Below are 16,801 nucleotides of genomic sequence, written 5' to 3'. Positions count from 1 at the left end.
CCGTGATCGACTGTTGATTCCGTCGTCGCGGCGGCACGGTTGAGACACCACCCCCGAGTGTGTTCTCAGCAAGGAGCTCGCTATGAGCGACGTACTTCCCGGCGGCACCCTGCGCCTGTCCGAGACCCTGAGCGTGACCCGCGTCGGCTACGGCGCCCTCCAGTTGGCCGGGCCGATGGCCTACGGCCCGCCGCGTGACCGCGACGAGGCCCTGGCCGTGCTGCGCGCCGTCGTCGAGGCGGGGATCACCCACCTCGACACCAGCGACTACTACGGCCCGCACGTGGTGAACGAGCTGGTCCGTGAGGCCCTGCACCCCTACCGCGAGGGTCTGCACATCGCCACCAAGGTCGGCGCGCGCCGCACGGCCGAGCGCGGGTGGCCCGCGGCGCTGTCGCGGCCGGAGCTCGTGCAGGCCGTCCACGACAACCTGGACCACCTGGGTCTTGAGGCGCTGGACCTGGTGAATCTGCGGATGACCGACACCCTGGCGGGGGACGACATCGTCGAGCCGTTCACGGTCCTGGCCGAGCTGCGCGAACAGGGCCTGATCCGCAACCTCGGCGTGAGCAACGTCAGCGCGGAGCAGGTCGAGGCCGCGCAGCGGATCGCACCCGTCGTCGCGGTGCAGAACCACTACAACGTCGCCTTCCGCCAGGACGACGCCCTGGTGGACCGGTGCGCCGAGCAGGGCATCGCGTTCGTGCCCTTCTGGCCGCTGGGCGGGTTCCGGCCGCTGCAGGCCAAGGCGCTGGAACAGGTCGCGGCCGACCTCGGGGCCACTCCGCGGCAGATCGCTCTGGCGTGGCTGCTGCACCGCTCTCCCACGATGCTGCTGATCCCGGCACCTCCACCCGCGCCCACCTCGCCGAGAACATCGCCGCCGCCGCGATCGGCCTGTCCGTGGAGACGCTGCGCACGCTGGACGCCATCGCCGACGCGGCCCACTGACCTCGCAGGCCCGCCCGTCCCCGCCGGCCCGTCCGCCGCCCCCGCCCCATGGCGCTTCTCCGGCTCGCCCTGAGCTGCCCTGTCCTCCCTCTCCTGCTCCTTCCCTTCCTCCCCCTGGAGTTCGCTCTCATGTCACAGTCGTCCGCCACCCGTCACCGCACGCTGGTCCTGTCCGGGAGCCTGCGCGCCGAGGCCGTCACCACCCAGGTCGCCCACGCCGCCGTAGCGCAGGACCACCCGGAGCACGAAGTCGTCCTGGCCACCGGCCTGGACCGACTCCCGCTGTTCAACGAGGACTTGGACACCGACCCGGCCCCGCCCGCCGTGGCCGCCCTGCGCGCCCAGGTCGCCGCCGCCGACAGTCTGCTGGTCCTGAGCCCGGTCAACAACGCCAGCATCTCGGCCGCCCTGAAGAACGCCCTCGACTGGCTCTCCCGTCCCCGCGGCGACGCCCCCCTCGCCGGCAAGCCGGCCACCGGCCTGGTCATCGGCTACGGCTCCCATGGCGCCGAGGACCACCTGGAGGCGATCCTTCGCGCCGCCGGCGCCCGCACCACCGCGGCCCCCACCCCCGTGCTGAGCCTGCGCACCCTCGACGGGAAGCAGGCCGCGCACGACCCGAAGGTCACCACCGCCGTGACACAGGCTCTCGCGGCCCTGCACGCTCCCGATCCGGCGGTGGCATGACCTGCCCCGTCCCCGGTCTCAGCTCACCCTGTCCGATCAGCAAGGCGAAGGTGCCCACGTGACCATCCCCACCGCGCCGGCCGCTCTGGCGGAAGCCATGGCCTTCCTCCTGCAGTTCGCCCGCACGGCGAGAACGACCGGATCCCTGGTGCCCAGCGGGGCCGCCCTGTCCCGGGCGCTCACCCGGCACATCCGACCCGGCAGCGCACACCGGCCGCGCGCCGTGCTGGAGGTCGGACCGGGAACCGGAGCCGTCACCCGGCACCTCGCCCAGCGTCTGGGCCCGTACGACACGCTCGAACTCGTGGAGGCCAACGGCCCGTTCGTCGACCACCTGGCCTCGGCCCTGCGGCACGACACACGACTGGCCGCCATCGCCCACCGCACCCGCCTGCACCACGGTTTCGTCCAGGACCAGCGGCTCGGCGACTACGACAACATCGTGTGCGGGCTGCCCTTCGCGAACCTCCCGCCCGCACAGGTCAAAGCGATCGTCGGCCAACTCCTGTCGTCGCTCAGGCCGGGCGGCCGGCTCTCCTTCTTCAGCTACGTCGGGGGCCGGGCCGGGCAGCTGCTCGATCCCGGACAGGCCCGCTCCCGGCACGTGCTGCGCGAGGCCATAGCCCCGCACGTGGTGGGCAGCGAGATCGTCCTGTCCAACCTGCCGCCCGCCTACGTCCATCACCTGCTGGTCCCCGCCCGGGCCGACTGCGACTGCGGGGCTACGGCTCCGTCGTCTCGGACTCCAGCTTCGCCCGCGTAGCCGCCCCGTACACCCCGGATTCGTCCGCGCTGATGCCCCTGGCGAGCTGGAACGTCCGTACCGAACTCTCCACCGTCGTGCTGAAGTCGCCGTCGTGCTTGCCGACGTACAGGTTCAACTGGCCGAGCCGTTCCTGGAGTTCGACCACCTCGGCGCCGTGGTCGCCGCGTCGCAGCACCGGTGGCGTGCTGCTGTCGGCGCCGCCCTCCTGGATCGTCCCGGTCGCTCCGACGGTCGAGGGTGTGCCGGTGGGCTCGGTCGACCGGGTCGGCGTCGGGGAGACGGCGGTGGCCGACGGGGACGTCGAGGGCGTCGGGCTCGTGCTGGCGGAGGGTGACGGCGGCGCGGACGTCGGCGACGGGGACCCGGTCTCCTGCGCGGGCGACACGGACGCCGTCGCGCTCGACGCGTCCGGCACGCTCGCCCGTACCCCGCCCGAGGCCGCGTTGTCGCGGGACGGCGTCTGGTACGACAGGAACCCGCTCGCCAGCCCGGTCGCGGCCACCACGGCGACGACGGCGCCGCCGGCCGCGAGCAGGACGGTACGGCGCCGACGTACGGGCCCGGCGTCCTCCTCGGCCTCGTCCCCGTAGTCGGGCGGCTCCTCGCCCGAAGGCGGCACCGGCGGTACCGGCGGCAGCAGGGACGTGGCGTCCACGGCCTGCAACGGCACGGTCTCCTCGGCCGGTGACGTCACCGTCTCCTCGGCCGGTAACGCCGAGGGGACCTCCTTGCCCACGCCGTCCTCGCCCGCCAACTCCACGTACGGCCGTATGCGGAGGGGGTCGAAGTCCTCCGCCGCGGCCGCCTCCGCCGTGCGGGCATCGCGCAGGGCGTCGGACGCCCGCTGTGTGCAGCCGCACGACGGGGTGTTGTCGGCCCCTCTCGGTGCCCCGCACTCCGGGCACTCGTGGCCTGTCGGCTCTGTCACGCGTCGTCCCTCCCTCCGCAGTTCCCCCACGAACTCCAGAGATTATGCAGACCCTCTCCACAGTCGCTGTCGGTCGGCCCCCGGGGAGGGTCCCGGTAAATCGGGCGTCAACGGGACTCGACAGGCCATAACGGTTCACACCGATCACCATGGAGGGGAAGGCGAGGGCGAGGGTGCTGTGCCGAGGGCGCTGTGTAACGAGAGCCGCTGGAGGTCTTCATGGCCGAGGATGCGCACGGTATGACGGGAAATATGCGAGACGCACCGATGCGGGGCAGTGCTCCCGAGAAGGGCAGTGCCGCCGGGGAACCCGTGTCCGGCAACGTGCTGGTCTCCATCGGTGCCCTGCTTCTCGGCATGCTGCTCGCCGCCCTCGACCAGACGATCGTGTCGACCGCGCTGCCCACCATCGTCAGCGACCTCGGCGGGCTTGAGCACCTGTCCTGGGTGGTCACCGCGTATCTGCTGGCGTCGACCGCCGCGACCCCGCTGTGGGGCAAGCTCGGTGACCAGTACGGGCGCAAGCGGCTCTTCCAGACGGCGATCGTGATCTTCCTGATCGGTTCGGCGCTGTGCGGAATGGCGCAGAACATGCCCCAGCTCATCGGCTTCCGCGCGCTGCAGGGGCTCGGCGGCGGGGGCCTGATGGTGCTGTCGATGGCGATCGTCGGGGACATCGTGTCGCCGCGCGAACGCGGGCGCTACCAGGGGCTGTTCGGCGCGGTGTTCGGGGCGACGAGTGTGCTGGGCCCGCTGCTCGGCGGGCTGTTCACCGAACACCTCAGCTGGCGCTGGGTGTTCTACATCAACCTGCCCGTCGGACTGGTCGCCCTCGCGGTGATCGCGACCGTGCTGCGGATCCCGCGCAAGTCGACGCGGCACGTCATCGACTACCTCGGTACGTTCCTGATCGCGTCCGTCGCGACCTGTCTGGTGCTGGTCGCCTCGCTGGGCGGCACGACGTGGGGCTGGGGCTCGCCGCAGATCATCGGCCTGGCGGTGCTGGGAGTGGTCCTGGCGGTGGTCTTCGTGCGGGTGGAGCGGCGGGCCGCGGAACCCGTCCTGCCCCTCAAGCTCTTCACCGTCCGTACCTTCACCCTCTCCGCGGTGATCAGCTTCATCGTCGGGTTCGCGATGTTCGGCGCGATGACGTATCTGCCGACGTTCCTCCAGGTGGTGCACGGCATCACGCCGACCATGTCGGGCGTGCACATGCTGCCGATGGTGATCGGCCTGCTGCTGTCGTCCACGACGTCCGGGCAGATCGTCAGCCGGACCGGCCGCTGGAAGGTGTTCCCGGTAGCGGGCACAGGCGTCACGACGGTCGGCCTGCTCCTCCTCCACCGCCTCGACGAGAACAGTTCGACGGCGGAGATGAGCGCGTACTTCTTCGTCTTCGGCCTCGGACTCGGCCTGGTCATGCAGGTGTTGGTCCTCATCGTGCAGAACTCGGTCTCGTACGAGGATCTCGGCGTCGCCACCTCGGGCGCGACCTTCTTCCGCTCGATCGGCGCGTCCTTCGGCGTGGCCATCTTCGGCACGGTCTTCGCGAGCCGCCTGTCCGACAAACTCACGGACGCGTTCCAGGACACCCGCCTCCCCACGGGCATCTCGGCGGACACCTTGAAGTCCGACCCGAGAGGCATCGGATCCCTGCCGCCGGCGCTACGGGACCCGGCAATTCACGCGTACGCGTCCTCGATCACGGACGTGTTCCTGTACGCGGCCCCCGTCGCCCTCCTCGGCTTCGTCCTGGCGTGGTTCCTCAAGGAGGACCGCCTGCGCGGCTCGGTCACCGCGCCCGACCTCACGGAGACGCTCGCCAGCAACCCGGTCGAGCGCTCCTCCTACGACGAGGTGTGCCGCGCCCTGTCCGTGCTCGGCACGCGGGACGGCCGGCGCGAGATCTACCAGCAGATCACCGAGCGGGCGGGCTACGACCTTCTCCCGGCCGCCAGTTGGCTGCTGCTCCGCATCCGGCGCAACGGCTGGGCGGAACCGGCGGTCCTCGCCGAACGCGGCACGGTACCCCTGCCGGTCATCCTCGCCGCGGCCCGCCAGGTGGAGGAACGCCGCCTCGCCACCCGGGAGGGCCTGGACCTGGTCCTCACCCCCGAGGGCCGAGAAACCGCCGACCACCTCTCCAAGGCCCGAGAGGAATCCCTCGCCACCCTCCTGGGCGACTGGTGGACCCCCGACCGCCCCACCGACCTCACCCAACTGGTCACCGAACTCACCAACGAACTCTGCGGCTCGGACAGCGAACAGCCCCACAACGGATCAGCACCGCGGATCAGTTGACGACCCGGCCTGGACGCCGGCCGGCAGGGCGCCACCTCGACGTCCGGGCCCGTGCAGTTTGAGTGCCCGGTTCCGGGCAACCCGGAGAGAGAACCGGCCCGTTGGGCCGAAGCATCCGGAAGGCACCCATGTCCACAGGCATGATCATCATCGTTATCGTGATCGTGGCGGTCGTGGTCGTTGTTGCGGCCGCCCTCACCCTGCGTAGCCGCGGCGGCGTCGGTGGTCGGGATCTGAAGCACCGCTTCGGTCCCGAGTACGACCGCGCGGTGACCCGCCACGACGGCGACACCAAGGCCGCCGAACGTGAGCTCGCAGAGCGCGTTGAGCGGCACGGATCGCTGCGCGAGCAGCCGTTGGAGCCGGCCCGGCGTGAGCAGTTCGAGGCCCGTTGGGCGGCCGCGCAGGAGCGGTTCGTCGACTCGCCCCGGGAGGCCGTCGCCGACGCGGACCAGCTGCTCGGCGAACTCGCCACCGTCCGCGGTTTCCCCGACGGCGCCCAGTACGAGGAGCAGCTCGCCGCGCTCTCCGTCCACCACGCGTCCGACGTCAACGGCTACCGCCACGTGCACAGCGTGGCCCGCGCCGACGACACCCGCGCCGACACCGAGGAACTGCGCGAGGCGATGGTCGAGGCCCGCGCGCTCTTCGAGTCGCTCATCGACGGCGCCCGCACCGCGCGGGGCACGTCCCACGACGGGACGTCTCACAAGCTGTCCGACAAGCTCCCTGGCAAGACGGCCAGGCGATCGCACGACACCTCATCCGACAAGGAACAGACGATCAAGGGCGGTTGACACCACCATGGCCGACGAGACCAAGAGTTCCACACCCGCGTCCACGCCCGGTTCCACGCCCGCAGCCGCACCGACGCCGATACCGACGTCCGCGCGCTCGGACCGGTCGGACCGTTCGGAGACGCGTACGGGTACGGACGAGACCAAGACGTCCGCCCGCACCGATGAGAGCAGGGTCCCCGCACCCACTCCCACCTCCACCTCCACGCGTACGGACACCCCCGACCGCACGGGGACACCCGCACCGACATCCACGCAGTCGACCGACGGCAGGGACCCGGCGCAGACATCCTCGCGCCCGAAGTCCTCGACCCCGCCGTCGACTTCGTCCTCGACGCCGTCCTCGTCCTCGTCCCCCCTGCTCCCGAAGGACGAGACCGACAAGCTCGCCGAGCGGCTCCAGCACGCGCTGTCCGGGTTCGTCGACGACCCTCGTACGGCCGTCGAGGAAGCCGACCACGTCGTGGAGGAGATCACCGGCCGCTACACGGACGCGCTGACCCAGCGCCGCCGCACCCTGCGCAGGTCCTGGCAGGAGGGTGACGCCACGTCCGACGACCACTCCGACACCGAGCAACTCCGGCTGGCCCTGCGGGACTACCGCGAGATCGCCGAGCGGCTGCTACACGCCTGACCCGCCCGGTCCGACCGGTCCACCCGGTCCGGCCGTCCCGCCCGACCCGTCCCCCGCCCGGCGCTCGCGCCACTCGCGGACGACGTCCTCGACGTCGTAGGGCTTCTTGCCCAGGGGAGGGCCGGGCGGCGGCTTGTACATCATCTCGCGGATCTTGACGTTGACTTCGGTGATGATCTTCCGCACGATCCGCTCCGAAGGAGCCGCGTACGCCGCCGCGAGCGCGTCCTCGGCCTCCTTGCGCAGGGCCAGGGTGGGCGGCAGGACCGAGAAGCCCTCGCGGGCCAGCTTCTGCCTCACCCACCAGAGTTCGTCGTACGTCGTGTCCGCGCCGCCCGGCAGGGGCTTGCCCGCGCCCGGGAGCTGGGAGAAGTCACCGCGCGCCTCCGCGTCGCGGATCTGCTTGTCCACCCAGGATTCGAACGGTACGCCGGGAGGCTTTCGCTCGGTCATGAGTCCATTGTGCCGGACGCGACATGGCCGGGCGATTTATCATGCGGCGGCTGCATAAGGACACTTCACGAGGAGCGCCGCGTGCTCGAACTCACCATGGCCACCGTCTCCGGGACGGAAGAGGGGGCCACGGCCGGCATGCTCATGGCCGATGCGCAGAGCGAACCCGGTGCCGTGCTCCGGGTGGGGCGCGACAAGTCCGTGTGCCGGCTGGTGACGCCGGACGACTGGCTGTTCGTCTCCCGCGTCCATCTGGAGTTCCTGTGCGGCCCCGAGGGCGTCTGGCAGGTCTCCTGGCTGCGCGGTTCGCAGCCCGACCCGTCCTCCGAAGTCCGCCTGATCGTGGGGGAGTACGCGCAGCCCCTCGTGTACGGCGGCAGCGTGACCCTGCCCCGGGGCGGCAGCGGCGAGATCGTCGTCCAGGACCGCACCGCCCCGCGCAGCGTCAACGTCGGCTTCTACCACGAGGGTTGAGCCCCGCACCGGCCGGAAGCCGCGCGGGCGCCGACCCCTACGCCAGCACCCGCGCCAGCGCGAACCCGTCGTACCCCTTCGTGCCCACCGTCTGGATCGCCGTGGCGCTCAACTTCGGGTGGGCGCCGATCAGTTCGATGGCGGCGCGGGTGCCGACCACGTCCGCGGCGGTGCTGTCCGGGTCGGTGACCCGGCCCTCCCGGACGACGTTGTCGACGATGATCAGGCTGCCCGGGCGGGTCAGCTTGAGCGCCCACTCGACGTAGTGCGCGTTGTTGCCCTTGTCGGCGTCGATGAAGACCAGGTCGAAGGGGGCCGGGTTCTCCTCGGCCAGCTTGGGCAGCGACTCCAGGGCGGGGCCCACCCGCACCTCGACGAGGTGGTCGAGGCCGGCCCGCGCGATGTTGCCGGTCGCGACCTCGGCGTGCCTCGCGCTGAACTCCAGGGAGATCAGCCGGCCGTCGGCGGGCAGCGCGCGGGAGAGCCAGATGGTGCTGTAGCCGCCCAGGGTGCCGATCTCCAGGATCCTGCCGGCGCCGTGGATCTGGGCGAGGAGCTGCAGGAGCTTGCCCTGCGGGGCGGTCACCGCGGCCTGCGGCAGACCGGCCTCCTCGCTGTCCCGCGTGGCCGCCGTCAGGGCCTCGTCCTCCGGGGTGAGATGGGCGGTGAAGTAGTCGTCGACGGCGTCCCAGACCTGCGACTCGCTCATGAGTCCGTGCCTCCCGTGGCCTCGCGGATGTCTCATTAGAGTTTCTAACTAGGTGCGCTAACGAACATTGCCCTGTGCGGGTTCCCCGTCAGGCGCCTCGCCACTCGCGCGGGCTGCGCCGGTCCCCGTGACCGCCGTACCGGTCAGCGGGGCTCCACCGAGGGTGCCGAGCCCGGGAGGGGGCGGCCCGCCGACTCGGTCATGCGCCAGACGGCGAAGCCGCCGATCACGGCCGCCGCCATCATGTAGTACGCGGGCATCATCAGGTCGCCGGTCGCGCCCACCAGGGCCGTCACCACCAGCGGGGTCGTGCCGCCGAACAGGGACACCGACACGTTGAAGCCGATGGAGAGGGAGCCGTAGCGCACCCGGGTGGGGAACAGGGCCGGGAGCGCGGACGGCATCGCGGCCGTGAAGCAGACCAGGAGGAGGCCGAGAGCGGCCATGCCGAGCGCGACCGCGCCCAGGCCGCCCTGGCGGATCAGCAGCAGCGCCGGGACGGACAGCAGCAGGAAGCCCGCGCAGCCGGCCGCGATCACCGGGCGGCGGCCGATCCGGTCGGTCAGGGCGCCCGCGAACGGCTGGACGACCATCATCAGCGCCATCACGCCCAGGACCACGAGCAGGCCGTGCGTCTCGTCGTACTTGAGTTCACCGGTGAGATAGCTCGGCATGTACGACAGCAGCATGTAGTCGGTGACGTTGAAGACCAGGACCAGGCCCACGCACAGCAGCAGCGCCCGCCACTGGCCCGTCACCATCTCGCGCAGCGGCACCTTCGGGCGGTTCGCCTCGGACTTCTCGACCTCGGCGGCGAAGGCCGGGGTCTCCTCCAGGCGCAGCCGCAGGTACAGGCCGATGATGCCCATCGGGCCCGCGATCAGGAACGGGATCCGCCAGCCCCAGGACGTCAGGTCGTCCGTGGACAGCAGCGCCGTCATCAGCGTGACCAGGCCCGCGCCGCCGACGTAACCGGCCAGCGTGCCGAACTCCAGCCAGCTTCCCAGGAACCCGCGCCGCTTGTCCGGCGCGTACTCCGCGATGAAGGTGGACGCGCCCGCGTACTCACCGCCGGTCGAGAAGCCCTGGACCAGGCGTGCGGCCAGGAGCAGCAGCGGGGCGCCGACGCCGAGCGACCCGTACGACGGGATCAGGCCGATCGCGAACGTGCCCGCGGCCATCATGATCATCGTGAGCGCGAGGACCTTCTGGCGGCCGATCCGGTCGCCCAGCGGGCCGAACACCATGCCGCCGAGCGGGCGGACCAGGAAGGCCGCGGCGAAGGCGCCGAAGGTGGACAGCAGCTGGGCGGTGGGATTCCCGGACGGGAAGAACACCTTGCCCAGCGTCACCGCGATGTAGCTGTAGACGCCGAAGTCGAACCACTCCATCGCGTTGCCCAGCGCGGCGGCCTTCACGGCCCGCCGGACCAGCGCGGGATCGGTGACGGTGACGTCGGGGGCGTCGGTAGGGCGAACGGGGGCGGGGTACTCGGACGGGGGACTGGGTGTTGTCTGCAGGAGGGACATATCCGACCGACCATAGGGGCGGTCGGGGCGTATACGTGCCGTATGCACTTGATTGCGCAGGGCAGCAAAAGGGCGTGTGCGCAGTGCCGCTCACCCGCCCCCGAGCGGTTCCCGGCGGACGCCACTGTGATCCATCTCGCGTCCCGCCGAGGCAACCCAACCTCCGGCGCACTATCGTCGTCCAGACAAAAGGAGAACGGACGACAGGTGAAGCCGGGGTAGCCTGCGTCTCTCTGTGGGGGCACACAGAAAACGGGGCGGGAGGCCTACGAGGCGTGGCGAACGTGGAGCACAGCGGGCGACCGGCGGATGCCTTCCGGGCGACGGCCGCCGGAGCCGTCAGAGGGCGGCTGCGGGCGGCACGCATGGGTCTGTGGCTGGTCGCCGCGATACTGGCCGTCCGCCAGGTCGTCGTCGTCCTGAGCACCCCCGAGGGCGACCGGCTGACGGACCTGGAGACCTGGGTCGGTACCAACGGCGTCCTGCACGTGAACGGGTCGCTGTACGACTCGACGCGCTTCACCGGTACGCCCTTCGGCGGTCTCGTCCTGAAGCCGCTGACCAAGGCCGCCGAACAGGCCCTCGGCTGGGGCTGGACCTTCGGCACGCTGCTCCTGGTCGTCGCCCTCGGGCTGATCGCCGCCCGCGCCCTGCCCAAGCCGGTCACCCGTCGCAGCTCGCTGTTGGCCGCGCCCGTCGCGATCAGCCTGCTCATGCTGTCGCTGCCGGTGCGCAACACGCTGTGGCTCGGCCAGACCAGCATCATCCCGGTCCTGCTCGTGCTGCTGGGCTGCTTCACCGTCCGCGGCGAGCGGACCGGCGGCCTGCTGATCGGCGTCGCCGCGGCCCTCCAGCCGACCGTGCTGCTCTTCGCGCCGCTCCTGTGGTTCACCGGCCGCCGCCGCGCCGCCGTCTCCGCCGGGGTCACCTTCGCCGCCTGTACGGCGATCGCCTGGGCCGCGATGGCGCACGACTCGTACACCTACTGGGTGCACCACATGGCGGGCACCGGTCTCGGCGGCCCCGCCGACGACCTCGCCAACCAGTCCCTGCACGGCGCCCTGCTGCGCCTGGGTCTGTCCGGGCCGCTGGAGATCGGCCTGTTCCTCACGCTCGGCGCCGCCGTCGCCGTCCTCGGTGTGCGGCGCGCGGTCCGCTACGCGCGCGACGGACAGCTCCTCCTCGCGGTCGCCGTCACCGGCTGCGCGGCCATCGCCGTGTCCCCGACCACCTGGCAGCACCAGCTGCTGTGGGTGCTGCTCGCGGTCGTCGGACGGGTCGGCAAGCGCGCCTCCGACCGGTACGTGTGGCCGGTCGCCGTCGTCCTGGTGATGACGCTGCCCGCCAAGATGATGCTGCCGAACATGTCGGCGGTGTACGCCCTGCGCGACAACGTCGTCCTGCTCGCCGCCCTCGCCGCGGCCACCGTCATCCCGTTCCTGTCGCGCACCTCGCCGTACTACCGCGCCCCGATCCCCACCGAGTACGCCGCCCCCGTGCCGGCCCGGCTCAAGCACGTCCCGCTGCTGCCGTTCCTGCGCCGGGTGCTGACCCGCCCGAACCTGCTGCTGGAACTGCTCCTCATCCGCGTCACCTACGCCGCCTACCAGAAGGTCCGGCTCGCGGCGACCGGCGGCTCCAACTCGGCCGGCCGGGTGCGGGCGGAGGAGCACGGGCACCAGATCCTCGACATCGAGCGCTTCCTGCACATCGACATCGAGCACTGGGCCAACCACGCGGTGGTGAAGGTCGACTTCCTGCGGAACTTCTTCGACTTCTACTACGAGTCGTTCCACTTCGTCGTGCCGCTGAGCGTCATGGCCGTCCTGTATGTGCGCCGCCCGGTCGACTACCGCTGGGCCCGTACGTCCCTGGGCTTCGCGACCCTGCTCGCGCTGGTCGGCTTCTGGCTCTACCCGCTGGCCCCGCCGCGCCTGCTGCCCGGTCTCGGCGTCATCGACACCGTGCACGGCGTCCAGGACTTCTCCAAGCCGGACTACGGCACCCTGACGGCGCTGACCAACCAGTACGCGGCGATGCCGTCCCTGCACTTCGGCTGGGCGCTGTGGTGCGGTGTCGTGATCGCGATCATCGCGCCGAAGTGGTGGATGAAGGCGCTGGGCCTGCTGCACCCGTTCTTCACCGTCTCGGCGATCGTCGCGACCGGCAACCACTGGGTGCTGGACGCGGCGGGCGGCGCGGCGGTCGTCGGCGCCGGGTTCGGGCTGTCCTACCTGCTCCAGGGTCCGCGGGCACGCCTCGCGGGACGGGCCGGCGGCGCCGGGAAGGCCGCCGACCCGAGTTCGGTGCCGGTGTGCGTCAGCCCGTCCGGACCTGAAGGTGCTTCACGCCGTTGATCCACGCGGAGCGCAGCCGGTCGGGGTCGCCGGCCAGGGTGAGGTCCGGGAGGGCGTCGGCGATCGCGTTGAAGATGAGGTCGATCTCCAGGACGGCCAGGGACTTGCCCAGGCAGTAGTGCGGGCCGCCCCCGCCGAAGCCGAGGTGGGGGTTGGGGTCGCGGGTGATGTCGAAGGTGTCGGGGTCGGTGAAGACCTCGGGGTCGTGGTTGGCGGAGGCGTAGAAGACGCCGACCCGGTCGCCCTTCTTGATGAGTTTCCCGCCGAGTTCGGTGTCCTGGGTCGCGGTGCGCTGGAAGGCGTTGACCGGGGTGGCCCAGCGCACGATCTCCTCGGCCGCCGTCGCCGGTCGGTCCCGCTTGTACCGCTCCCACTGGTCGGGATGGGTGAGGAAGGCGTGCATCCCGTGCGTGATCGCGTTGCGGGTCGTCTCGTTCCCGGCCACCGCCAGCATCAGTACGAAGAAGCCGAACTCGTCGGAGTTCAGGTTGCCTTCGTCCTCCGCGGCCACCAGCGTGGTGACGATGTCCTTGGCCGGGCACTGCTTGCGGTCGGCGGCCATGTTCATCGCGTAGGCGATCAGTTCGGTGGCCGACTCGGCGCCGACCTCCTCGGTGATCGCGTACTCCGGATCGTCGTACGAGATCATCTTGTTGGACCAGTCGAAGATCTTGGTGCGGTCGTCCTGCGGGATGCCGATGAGTTCGGCGATGGCCTGGAGGGGCAGTTCGCAGGCGACCTCGGTGACGAAGTCGAACGGGCCCGCGTGGGTACGGGCGTTGGCCGCGATGGCGTGGGCGCGGTCGCGCAGGCGGTCCTCCAGGGCGCGGATGGCCCGCGGGGTGAAGATGCGCTGCACGATCTGGCGGACCCGGGTGTGTTCCGGCGGGTCCATGTTCAGCAGGATCAGCCGCTGGGCGTCGATCGCGTCGCGCTCCATGTGCTCGTGGAAGCGGATGATCGCCGTGTTGGTGGTCGAGGAGAACAACTCGGGGTGCGTGGACACGTACTTGACGTCGGCGTGCCGGGTCACGGCCCAGTAGCCCTCGTCCTGGAAGCCGGCGATGCCCGCCTGCTGGGGGATCCAGCAGACCGGTTCGACCCGGCGCAGTTCGGCGAACTCCGGCAGGGGCACGCGGTGGTGCAGCACGTCGGGATCGGTGAGGTCGAACCCGTCGGGGAGAGCTGGACAGGGCATGGGTGACTCCAGCTGAAGTCTGACGGTCCATCAGGAATTGCCGTGAAGGTAGTAACGGGTTCTACAAGAGGCAAGGGGTATGGCAGCCCTAATTACCTGCACGCCCCTTGCGGTTACGGACGGACTGTCAGCAGACTGCACAAAGAACTAGAACACGTACTAGTTCTGCGTGGCGGGTGGGCCGGGACGCCCGCGCCGCGCGGGTACCGGATGGAGAGGATCCACCCCCATGGCCGCGGAACCCGTGATCGTCGAAGCCGTACGCACCCCCATCGGCAAGCGCGGCGGCGCGCTCGCCAATCTGCACCCCGCCTACCTTCTTGGCGAGACCTACCGCGAACTCCTGGGCCGCACCGGCATTCCCGCCGACGCGGTCGAGCAGATCGTCGGCGGCACCGTCACCCACGCCGGCGAGCAGTCCATGAACCCCGCGCGTACGGCCTGGCTGACCGTGGGCCTGCCGTACGAGACCGCGGCGACGACCGTGGACTGTCAGTGCGGCTCCTCGCAGCAGGCCTCGCACATGACCGCCAACATGATCGCGGCCGGTGTCATCGACGTCGGCATCAGCTGCGGCATCGAGGCGATGTCCCGCGTACCGCTCGGCTCGGGCTCCAAGCACGGCCCGGGCAAACCGTTCCCAGACGAGTGGAACGTCGACCTGCCCAACCAGTTCGAGGCGGCCGAACGCATCGCCCGCCACCGTGGGTTGACCCGGGAGAACGTCGACTCGCTCGGCCTCATCTCCCAGGAGCGCGCGGCCAACGCGTGGTCCGAGGAACGCTTCAAGCGGGAGACGTTCGCGGTCCAGGTGCCCACCACGGAGGAGGAGCAGCGGGCCGGTCAGGGCATGTGGCGGCTCGTCGACAAGGACGAGGGCCTGCGCGACACGTCCATGGAGGCGCTGGCCCGCCTCAAGCCGGTGATGCCGACGGCGATCCACACGGCGGGCAACTCGTCGCAGATCTCGGACGGTGCGGCGGCCATCATGTGGGCGTCGAAGCGGATGGCTCGCGCCCTGAAGCTGAAGCCGAGGGCGCGGATCGTGGCGCAGGCGCTGGTGGGTTCCGACCCGCACTTCCACCTCGACGGGCCGATCGACGCCACGCGGGCCGTGCTCGGCAAGGCGGGCATGACGTTGAAGGACATCGACGTCGTCGAGATCAACGAGGCGTTCGCGTCAGTGGTGTTGAGCTGGGCGCAGGTCTTCGAGCAGGACCTGGAGAAGGTCAACGTCAACGGCGGCGGAATCGCGCTCGGGCACCCGGTGGGAGCGACCGGGGCCCGTCTCATCACGACGGCACTTCATGAACTGGAGCGCGCGGACAAGGAGTTCGCGCTGGTGACGATGTGCGCGGGTGGCGGTCTGGCCACGGGCACGATCATTCAGCGGCTGTAGAGGTCCAGTTCAGGAACGTGGTGAAGGCGGCGGGGTCGATCGTGAGGATCGGTCCCGCCGGGTTCTTTGAGTCGCGGACGGCGATGGTTGCGCAGGGGGTTTCGGCTACCTGGATGCAGTTGCCGCCTTGGTCACCGCTGTGGCTGGAGGTGTGCCAGGCGATGTCGCCGAGGGGTGCGCACTCAACGCACTCGCCCCCTTGGTCGCTGCTGTACGAGGACGTGCGCCATGCAATTCCGCCGAGAGGCGCGCATTCGACGCAGGAACCGCCCTGATCACCGCTGTAGCTGGACTTACGCCACTGAGTCGCGTTGTTCCCCATAGCGTTCCTCAATCACTCGCCGGATCAGCTCCGCCGAGTCCTTCAAAGACAGCGCGGCGGCTCGTAGATGATCGTAACGGAGTGAGCAGTCCTTGACGGTGTCTGGGTTTGCGGTTGGATGGCCACTGCCGTAGCCCTCGGTATAGACGATGGTCGGGTCGCTCGCGAAGCGGAAGATGTCGAACGAGCCTTGTAGTCCCGCGTGCGTCCCGGCCGAGAACGGCAGGATCTGGATGTTGATCCTGGAGTTGTGCTCGAAGGACAACAGGTGCGCCAGTTGAACTCGCATGACCTCGGGACCACCGATTTCCTGGTGGAGCGCGGCTTCGCTGAGCACCAGCCAGTAGACCGGCGGAGCCTCTTTCTCGAAGATGCTCTGCCGCGCCAACCGGACGGCCGTGCGGTCGTCGAGGTTCGTGTTGTCGAGCACTCCGAGCACGGCATGCGCGTAGGACTTGGTCTGCAGAAGCCCGTGGACCAGGTGCGTGTGGAAACTACAGATCTCAGTCGCCCGCACCTCCAGCTCCGCAACCTGCTGAAACCACGCCGGAAGTTGACTTCGCAGCACCAGCTCCACCAGCCGGGACAACGACCCGCCCGTCCCCAACGCCGCGTCCACCCGTTCGCTGAACTCCCGCGTCGGCAGCTTCCTCGCCGTTTCGATCTGGCCGACCAGTGATCCCGTGTAGTTGACGATGTCACCGAGCTGCCGTTGGGTGAGGCCCGCCGTCTCGCGATACCGGCGCAGTTCGTAGCCGTAGTAGTCGAGTGGCGAGGCGCCGGGGTCGAGGACGTTGATGTTGGTCACGCGAGGCCCCTCTCAGGCAACTCGGCCCACAATCGGACCGGTTGTGTCCTTTCGGTAGCCCAGGGTAGTCGGGTGGCGTCACTCTCGTCATGTGAACGGATACCTTCCCCCCACGTACCGGATGCGCCTGACCGTAGGTGAGCACTCGGTACGTCACATTCGCCGTATCGTGCGCTCACTGCTCGACGAGTGGGAGCTGCTGGAGCTGTGTGACGCCGCGGAGTTGGGCGTCAGCGAGCTCATCACCAACGTCGTCCGCCATGTCCCGGACCGCCGCTGCACCGTGCTGATGCTGCGGGTCGCGGCCGGGATGAGGGTGGAGGTGTCCGACGGGGTGCCTGAACTGCCGCTGATGGCGGCCGAGTTGTCCATGGACGCGGAGGGCGCTCGCGGCCTCGTACTGCTCGATGCCGTGGCCGACAAGTGGGGTGCGGAGCGGGTGAGCGGGGGCGGCAAACGGGTGTGGTTCGAGTGCTGGAGACGGTGAC

The 16,801-nt window shown here is 70.2% G+C and carries 16 protein-coding genes and 1 pseudogene; 10 read left to right on the top strand and 7 right to left on the bottom strand.

Annotation, left to right across the window (positions count from 1 at the left end; all coding sequences use genetic code 11):
- The first annotated feature begins 82 nt into the window (after window positions 1–82).
- From ACIQI8_RS13075 to ACIQI8_RS13065, 3 genes and pseudogenes are all read left to right on the top strand, one after another.
- Window positions 83–951: pseudogene (locus tag ACIQI8_RS13075) on the top strand (oxidoreductase).
- A gap of 129 nt (window positions 952–1,080) precedes the next feature.
- Entirely contained in the window at window positions 1,081–1,638 is a 558-nt protein-coding gene (locus ACIQI8_RS13070) for an NADPH-dependent FMN reductase (RefSeq protein WP_402348362.1), read from the top strand.
- Between the two features lie 58 nt (window positions 1,639–1,696).
- Complete coding sequence (locus ACIQI8_RS13065; RefSeq protein WP_402348359.1) at window positions 1,697–2,401, top strand: class I SAM-dependent methyltransferase; 705 nt, start codon at window positions 1,697–1,699, stop codon at window positions 2,399–2,401.
- Here ACIQI8_RS13065 and ACIQI8_RS13060 read toward each other — a convergent pair.
- A complete protein-coding gene (locus tag ACIQI8_RS13060; protein WP_402348356.1) occupies window positions 2,361–3,332 on the bottom strand; it encodes a peptidoglycan-binding protein in 972 nt (323 codons plus the stop codon). The two genes, ACIQI8_RS13065 and ACIQI8_RS13060, sit on opposite strands and share 41 nt — an antisense overlap.
- A 252-nt stretch (window positions 3,333–3,584) precedes the next feature.
- Between ACIQI8_RS13060 and ACIQI8_RS13055 the strand changes: the two genes are divergently transcribed.
- The 3 genes from ACIQI8_RS13055 to ACIQI8_RS13045 all read left to right on the top strand — a co-directional run bounded on the left by ACIQI8_RS13055 (window position 3,585) and on the right by ACIQI8_RS13045 (window position 7,064).
- Window positions 3,585–5,633 carry a DHA2 family efflux MFS transporter permease subunit gene (locus ACIQI8_RS13055; protein ID WP_402348353.1) on the top strand — a complete coding sequence of 683 codons (2,049 nt, stop codon included), beginning with the start codon at window positions 3,585–3,587 and terminating at the stop codon, window positions 5,631–5,633.
- A gap of 128 nt (window positions 5,634–5,761) precedes the next feature.
- Window positions 5,762–6,430, top strand: coding sequence for a hypothetical protein (locus ACIQI8_RS13050; RefSeq protein ID WP_402348350.1), 669 nt, complete (start codon window positions 5,762–5,764; stop codon window positions 6,428–6,430).
- A gap of 7 nt (window positions 6,431–6,437) precedes the next feature.
- Window positions 6,438–7,064, top strand: coding sequence for a hypothetical protein (locus tag ACIQI8_RS13045; protein WP_402348347.1), 627 nt, complete (start codon window positions 6,438–6,440; stop codon window positions 7,062–7,064).
- On the opposite strand, the gene ACIQI8_RS13040 is transcribed toward ACIQI8_RS13045, so the two are convergent.
- Window positions 7,053–7,517, bottom strand: coding sequence for a DUF1992 domain-containing protein (locus tag ACIQI8_RS13040; protein ID WP_402348344.1), 465 nt, complete (start codon window positions 7,515–7,517; stop codon window positions 7,053–7,055). The two genes, ACIQI8_RS13045 and ACIQI8_RS13040, sit on opposite strands and share 12 nt — an antisense overlap.
- Window positions 7,518–7,598: 81 nt before the next feature.
- On the opposite strand from ACIQI8_RS13040, the gene ACIQI8_RS13035 reads away from it, so the two are divergent.
- Window positions 7,599–7,991 (top strand): hypothetical protein, encoded by a 393-nt coding sequence (locus tag ACIQI8_RS13035; RefSeq protein ID WP_402348341.1) that lies wholly within the window; start codon window positions 7,599–7,601, stop codon window positions 7,989–7,991.
- A gap of 37 nt (window positions 7,992–8,028) precedes the next feature.
- Here ACIQI8_RS13035 and ACIQI8_RS13030 read toward each other — a convergent pair whose 3' ends face one another.
- Entirely contained in the window at window positions 8,029–8,700 is a 672-nt protein-coding gene (locus tag ACIQI8_RS13030) for an O-methyltransferase (RefSeq protein ID WP_402348338.1), read from the bottom strand.
- A 143-nt stretch (window positions 8,701–8,843) separates the two neighbouring features.
- Window positions 8,844–10,229 (bottom strand): glycine betaine/L-proline transporter ProP, encoded by a 1,386-nt coding sequence (gene proP, locus ACIQI8_RS13025; protein ID WP_402348335.1) that lies wholly within the window; start codon window positions 10,227–10,229, stop codon window positions 8,844–8,846.
- Between the two features lie 275 nt (window positions 10,230–10,504).
- On the opposite strand from proP, the gene ACIQI8_RS13020 reads away from it, so the two are divergent.
- Entirely contained in the window at window positions 10,505–12,586 is a 2,082-nt protein-coding gene (locus ACIQI8_RS13020) for a bifunctional glycosyltransferase 87/phosphatase PAP2 family protein (RefSeq protein WP_402348332.1), read from the top strand.
- On the opposite strand, the gene ACIQI8_RS13015 is transcribed toward ACIQI8_RS13020, so the two are convergent.
- Window positions 12,549–13,784: a cytochrome P450 gene (locus tag ACIQI8_RS13015; protein ID WP_402348329.1), complete on the bottom strand. Its 1,236-nt coding sequence runs from the start codon at window positions 13,782–13,784 to the stop codon at window positions 12,549–12,551. The genes ACIQI8_RS13020 and ACIQI8_RS13015 overlap by 38 nt on opposite strands.
- 229 nt (window positions 13,785–14,013) lie before the next feature.
- Between ACIQI8_RS13015 and ACIQI8_RS13010 the strand changes: the two genes are divergently transcribed.
- On the top strand, window positions 14,014–15,183 hold the full coding sequence (locus ACIQI8_RS13010; protein ID WP_123999548.1) for a steroid 3-ketoacyl-CoA thiolase: 1,170 nt from the start codon (window positions 14,014–14,016) through the stop codon (window positions 15,181–15,183).
- On the opposite strand, the gene ACIQI8_RS13005 is transcribed toward ACIQI8_RS13010, so the two are convergent.
- Window positions 15,167–15,505 carry a DUF397 domain-containing protein gene (locus ACIQI8_RS13005; protein ID WP_402348324.1) on the bottom strand — a complete coding sequence of 113 codons (339 nt, stop codon included), beginning with the start codon at window positions 15,503–15,505 and terminating at the stop codon, window positions 15,167–15,169. The genes ACIQI8_RS13010 and ACIQI8_RS13005 overlap by 17 nt on opposite strands.
- Entirely contained in the window at window positions 15,477–16,313 is an 837-nt protein-coding gene (locus ACIQI8_RS13000; protein WP_402348321.1) for a helix-turn-helix domain-containing protein, read from the bottom strand. Before ACIQI8_RS13000 ends, ACIQI8_RS13005 begins: the two co-directional genes overlap by 29 nt.
- Window positions 16,314–16,482: 169 nt before the next feature.
- Here ACIQI8_RS13000 and ACIQI8_RS12995 point away from each other — a divergent pair, with 169 nt between their 5' ends.
- On the top strand, window positions 16,483–16,800 hold the full coding sequence (locus tag ACIQI8_RS12995) for an ATP-binding protein (protein ID WP_402348319.1): 318 nt from the start codon (window positions 16,483–16,485) through the stop codon (window positions 16,798–16,800).
- The last annotated feature ends 1 nt before the right edge of the window (window position 16,801 follow it).

It is taken from the genome of Streptomyces sp. NPDC092369 (assembly GCF_044755245.1).
In the GTDB taxonomy this organism is placed as follows: Bacteria; Actinomycetota; Actinomycetes; order Streptomycetales; family Streptomycetaceae; genus Streptomyces.
The sequence above is the reverse complement of the archived record's forward strand: the minus strand, read 5'-3'. Positions and strand labels throughout refer to the sequence as shown.

Coding starts and splice junctions, on each gene's coding strand:
- ACIQI8_RS13070 (WP_402348362.1), top strand. CDS start 1,081: ATGTCACAGTCGTCCGCCACCCGTCACCGCACGCTGGTCCTGTCCGGG.
- ACIQI8_RS13055 (WP_402348353.1), top strand. CDS start 3,585: ATGCGAGACGCACCGATGCGGGGCAGTGCTCCCGAGAAGGGCAGTGCC.
- ACIQI8_RS13050 (WP_402348350.1), top strand. CDS start 5,762: ATGTCCACAGGCATGATCATCATCGTTATCGTGATCGTGGCGGTCGTG.
- ACIQI8_RS13045 (WP_402348347.1), top strand. CDS start 6,438: ATGGCCGACGAGACCAAGAGTTCCACACCCGCGTCCACGCCCGGTTCC.
- ACIQI8_RS13040 (WP_402348344.1), bottom strand. CDS start 7,517: ATGACCGAGCGAAAGCCTCCCGGCGTACCGTTCGAATCCTGGGTGGAC.
- ACIQI8_RS13030 (WP_402348338.1), bottom strand. CDS start 8,700: ATGAGCGAGTCGCAGGTCTGGGACGCCGTCGACGACTACTTCACCGCC.
- proP (WP_402348335.1), bottom strand. CDS start 10,229: ATGTCCCTCCTGCAGACAACACCCAGTCCCCCGTCCGAGTACCCCGCC.
- ACIQI8_RS13015 (WP_402348329.1), bottom strand. CDS start 13,784: ATGCCCTGTCCAGCTCTCCCCGACGGGTTCGACCTCACCGATCCCGAC.
- ACIQI8_RS13010 (WP_123999548.1), top strand. CDS start 14,014: ATGGCCGCGGAACCCGTGATCGTCGAAGCCGTACGCACCCCCATCGGC.
- ACIQI8_RS13005 (WP_402348324.1), bottom strand. CDS start 15,505: ATGGGGAACAACGCGACTCAGTGGCGTAAGTCCAGCTACAGCGGTGAT.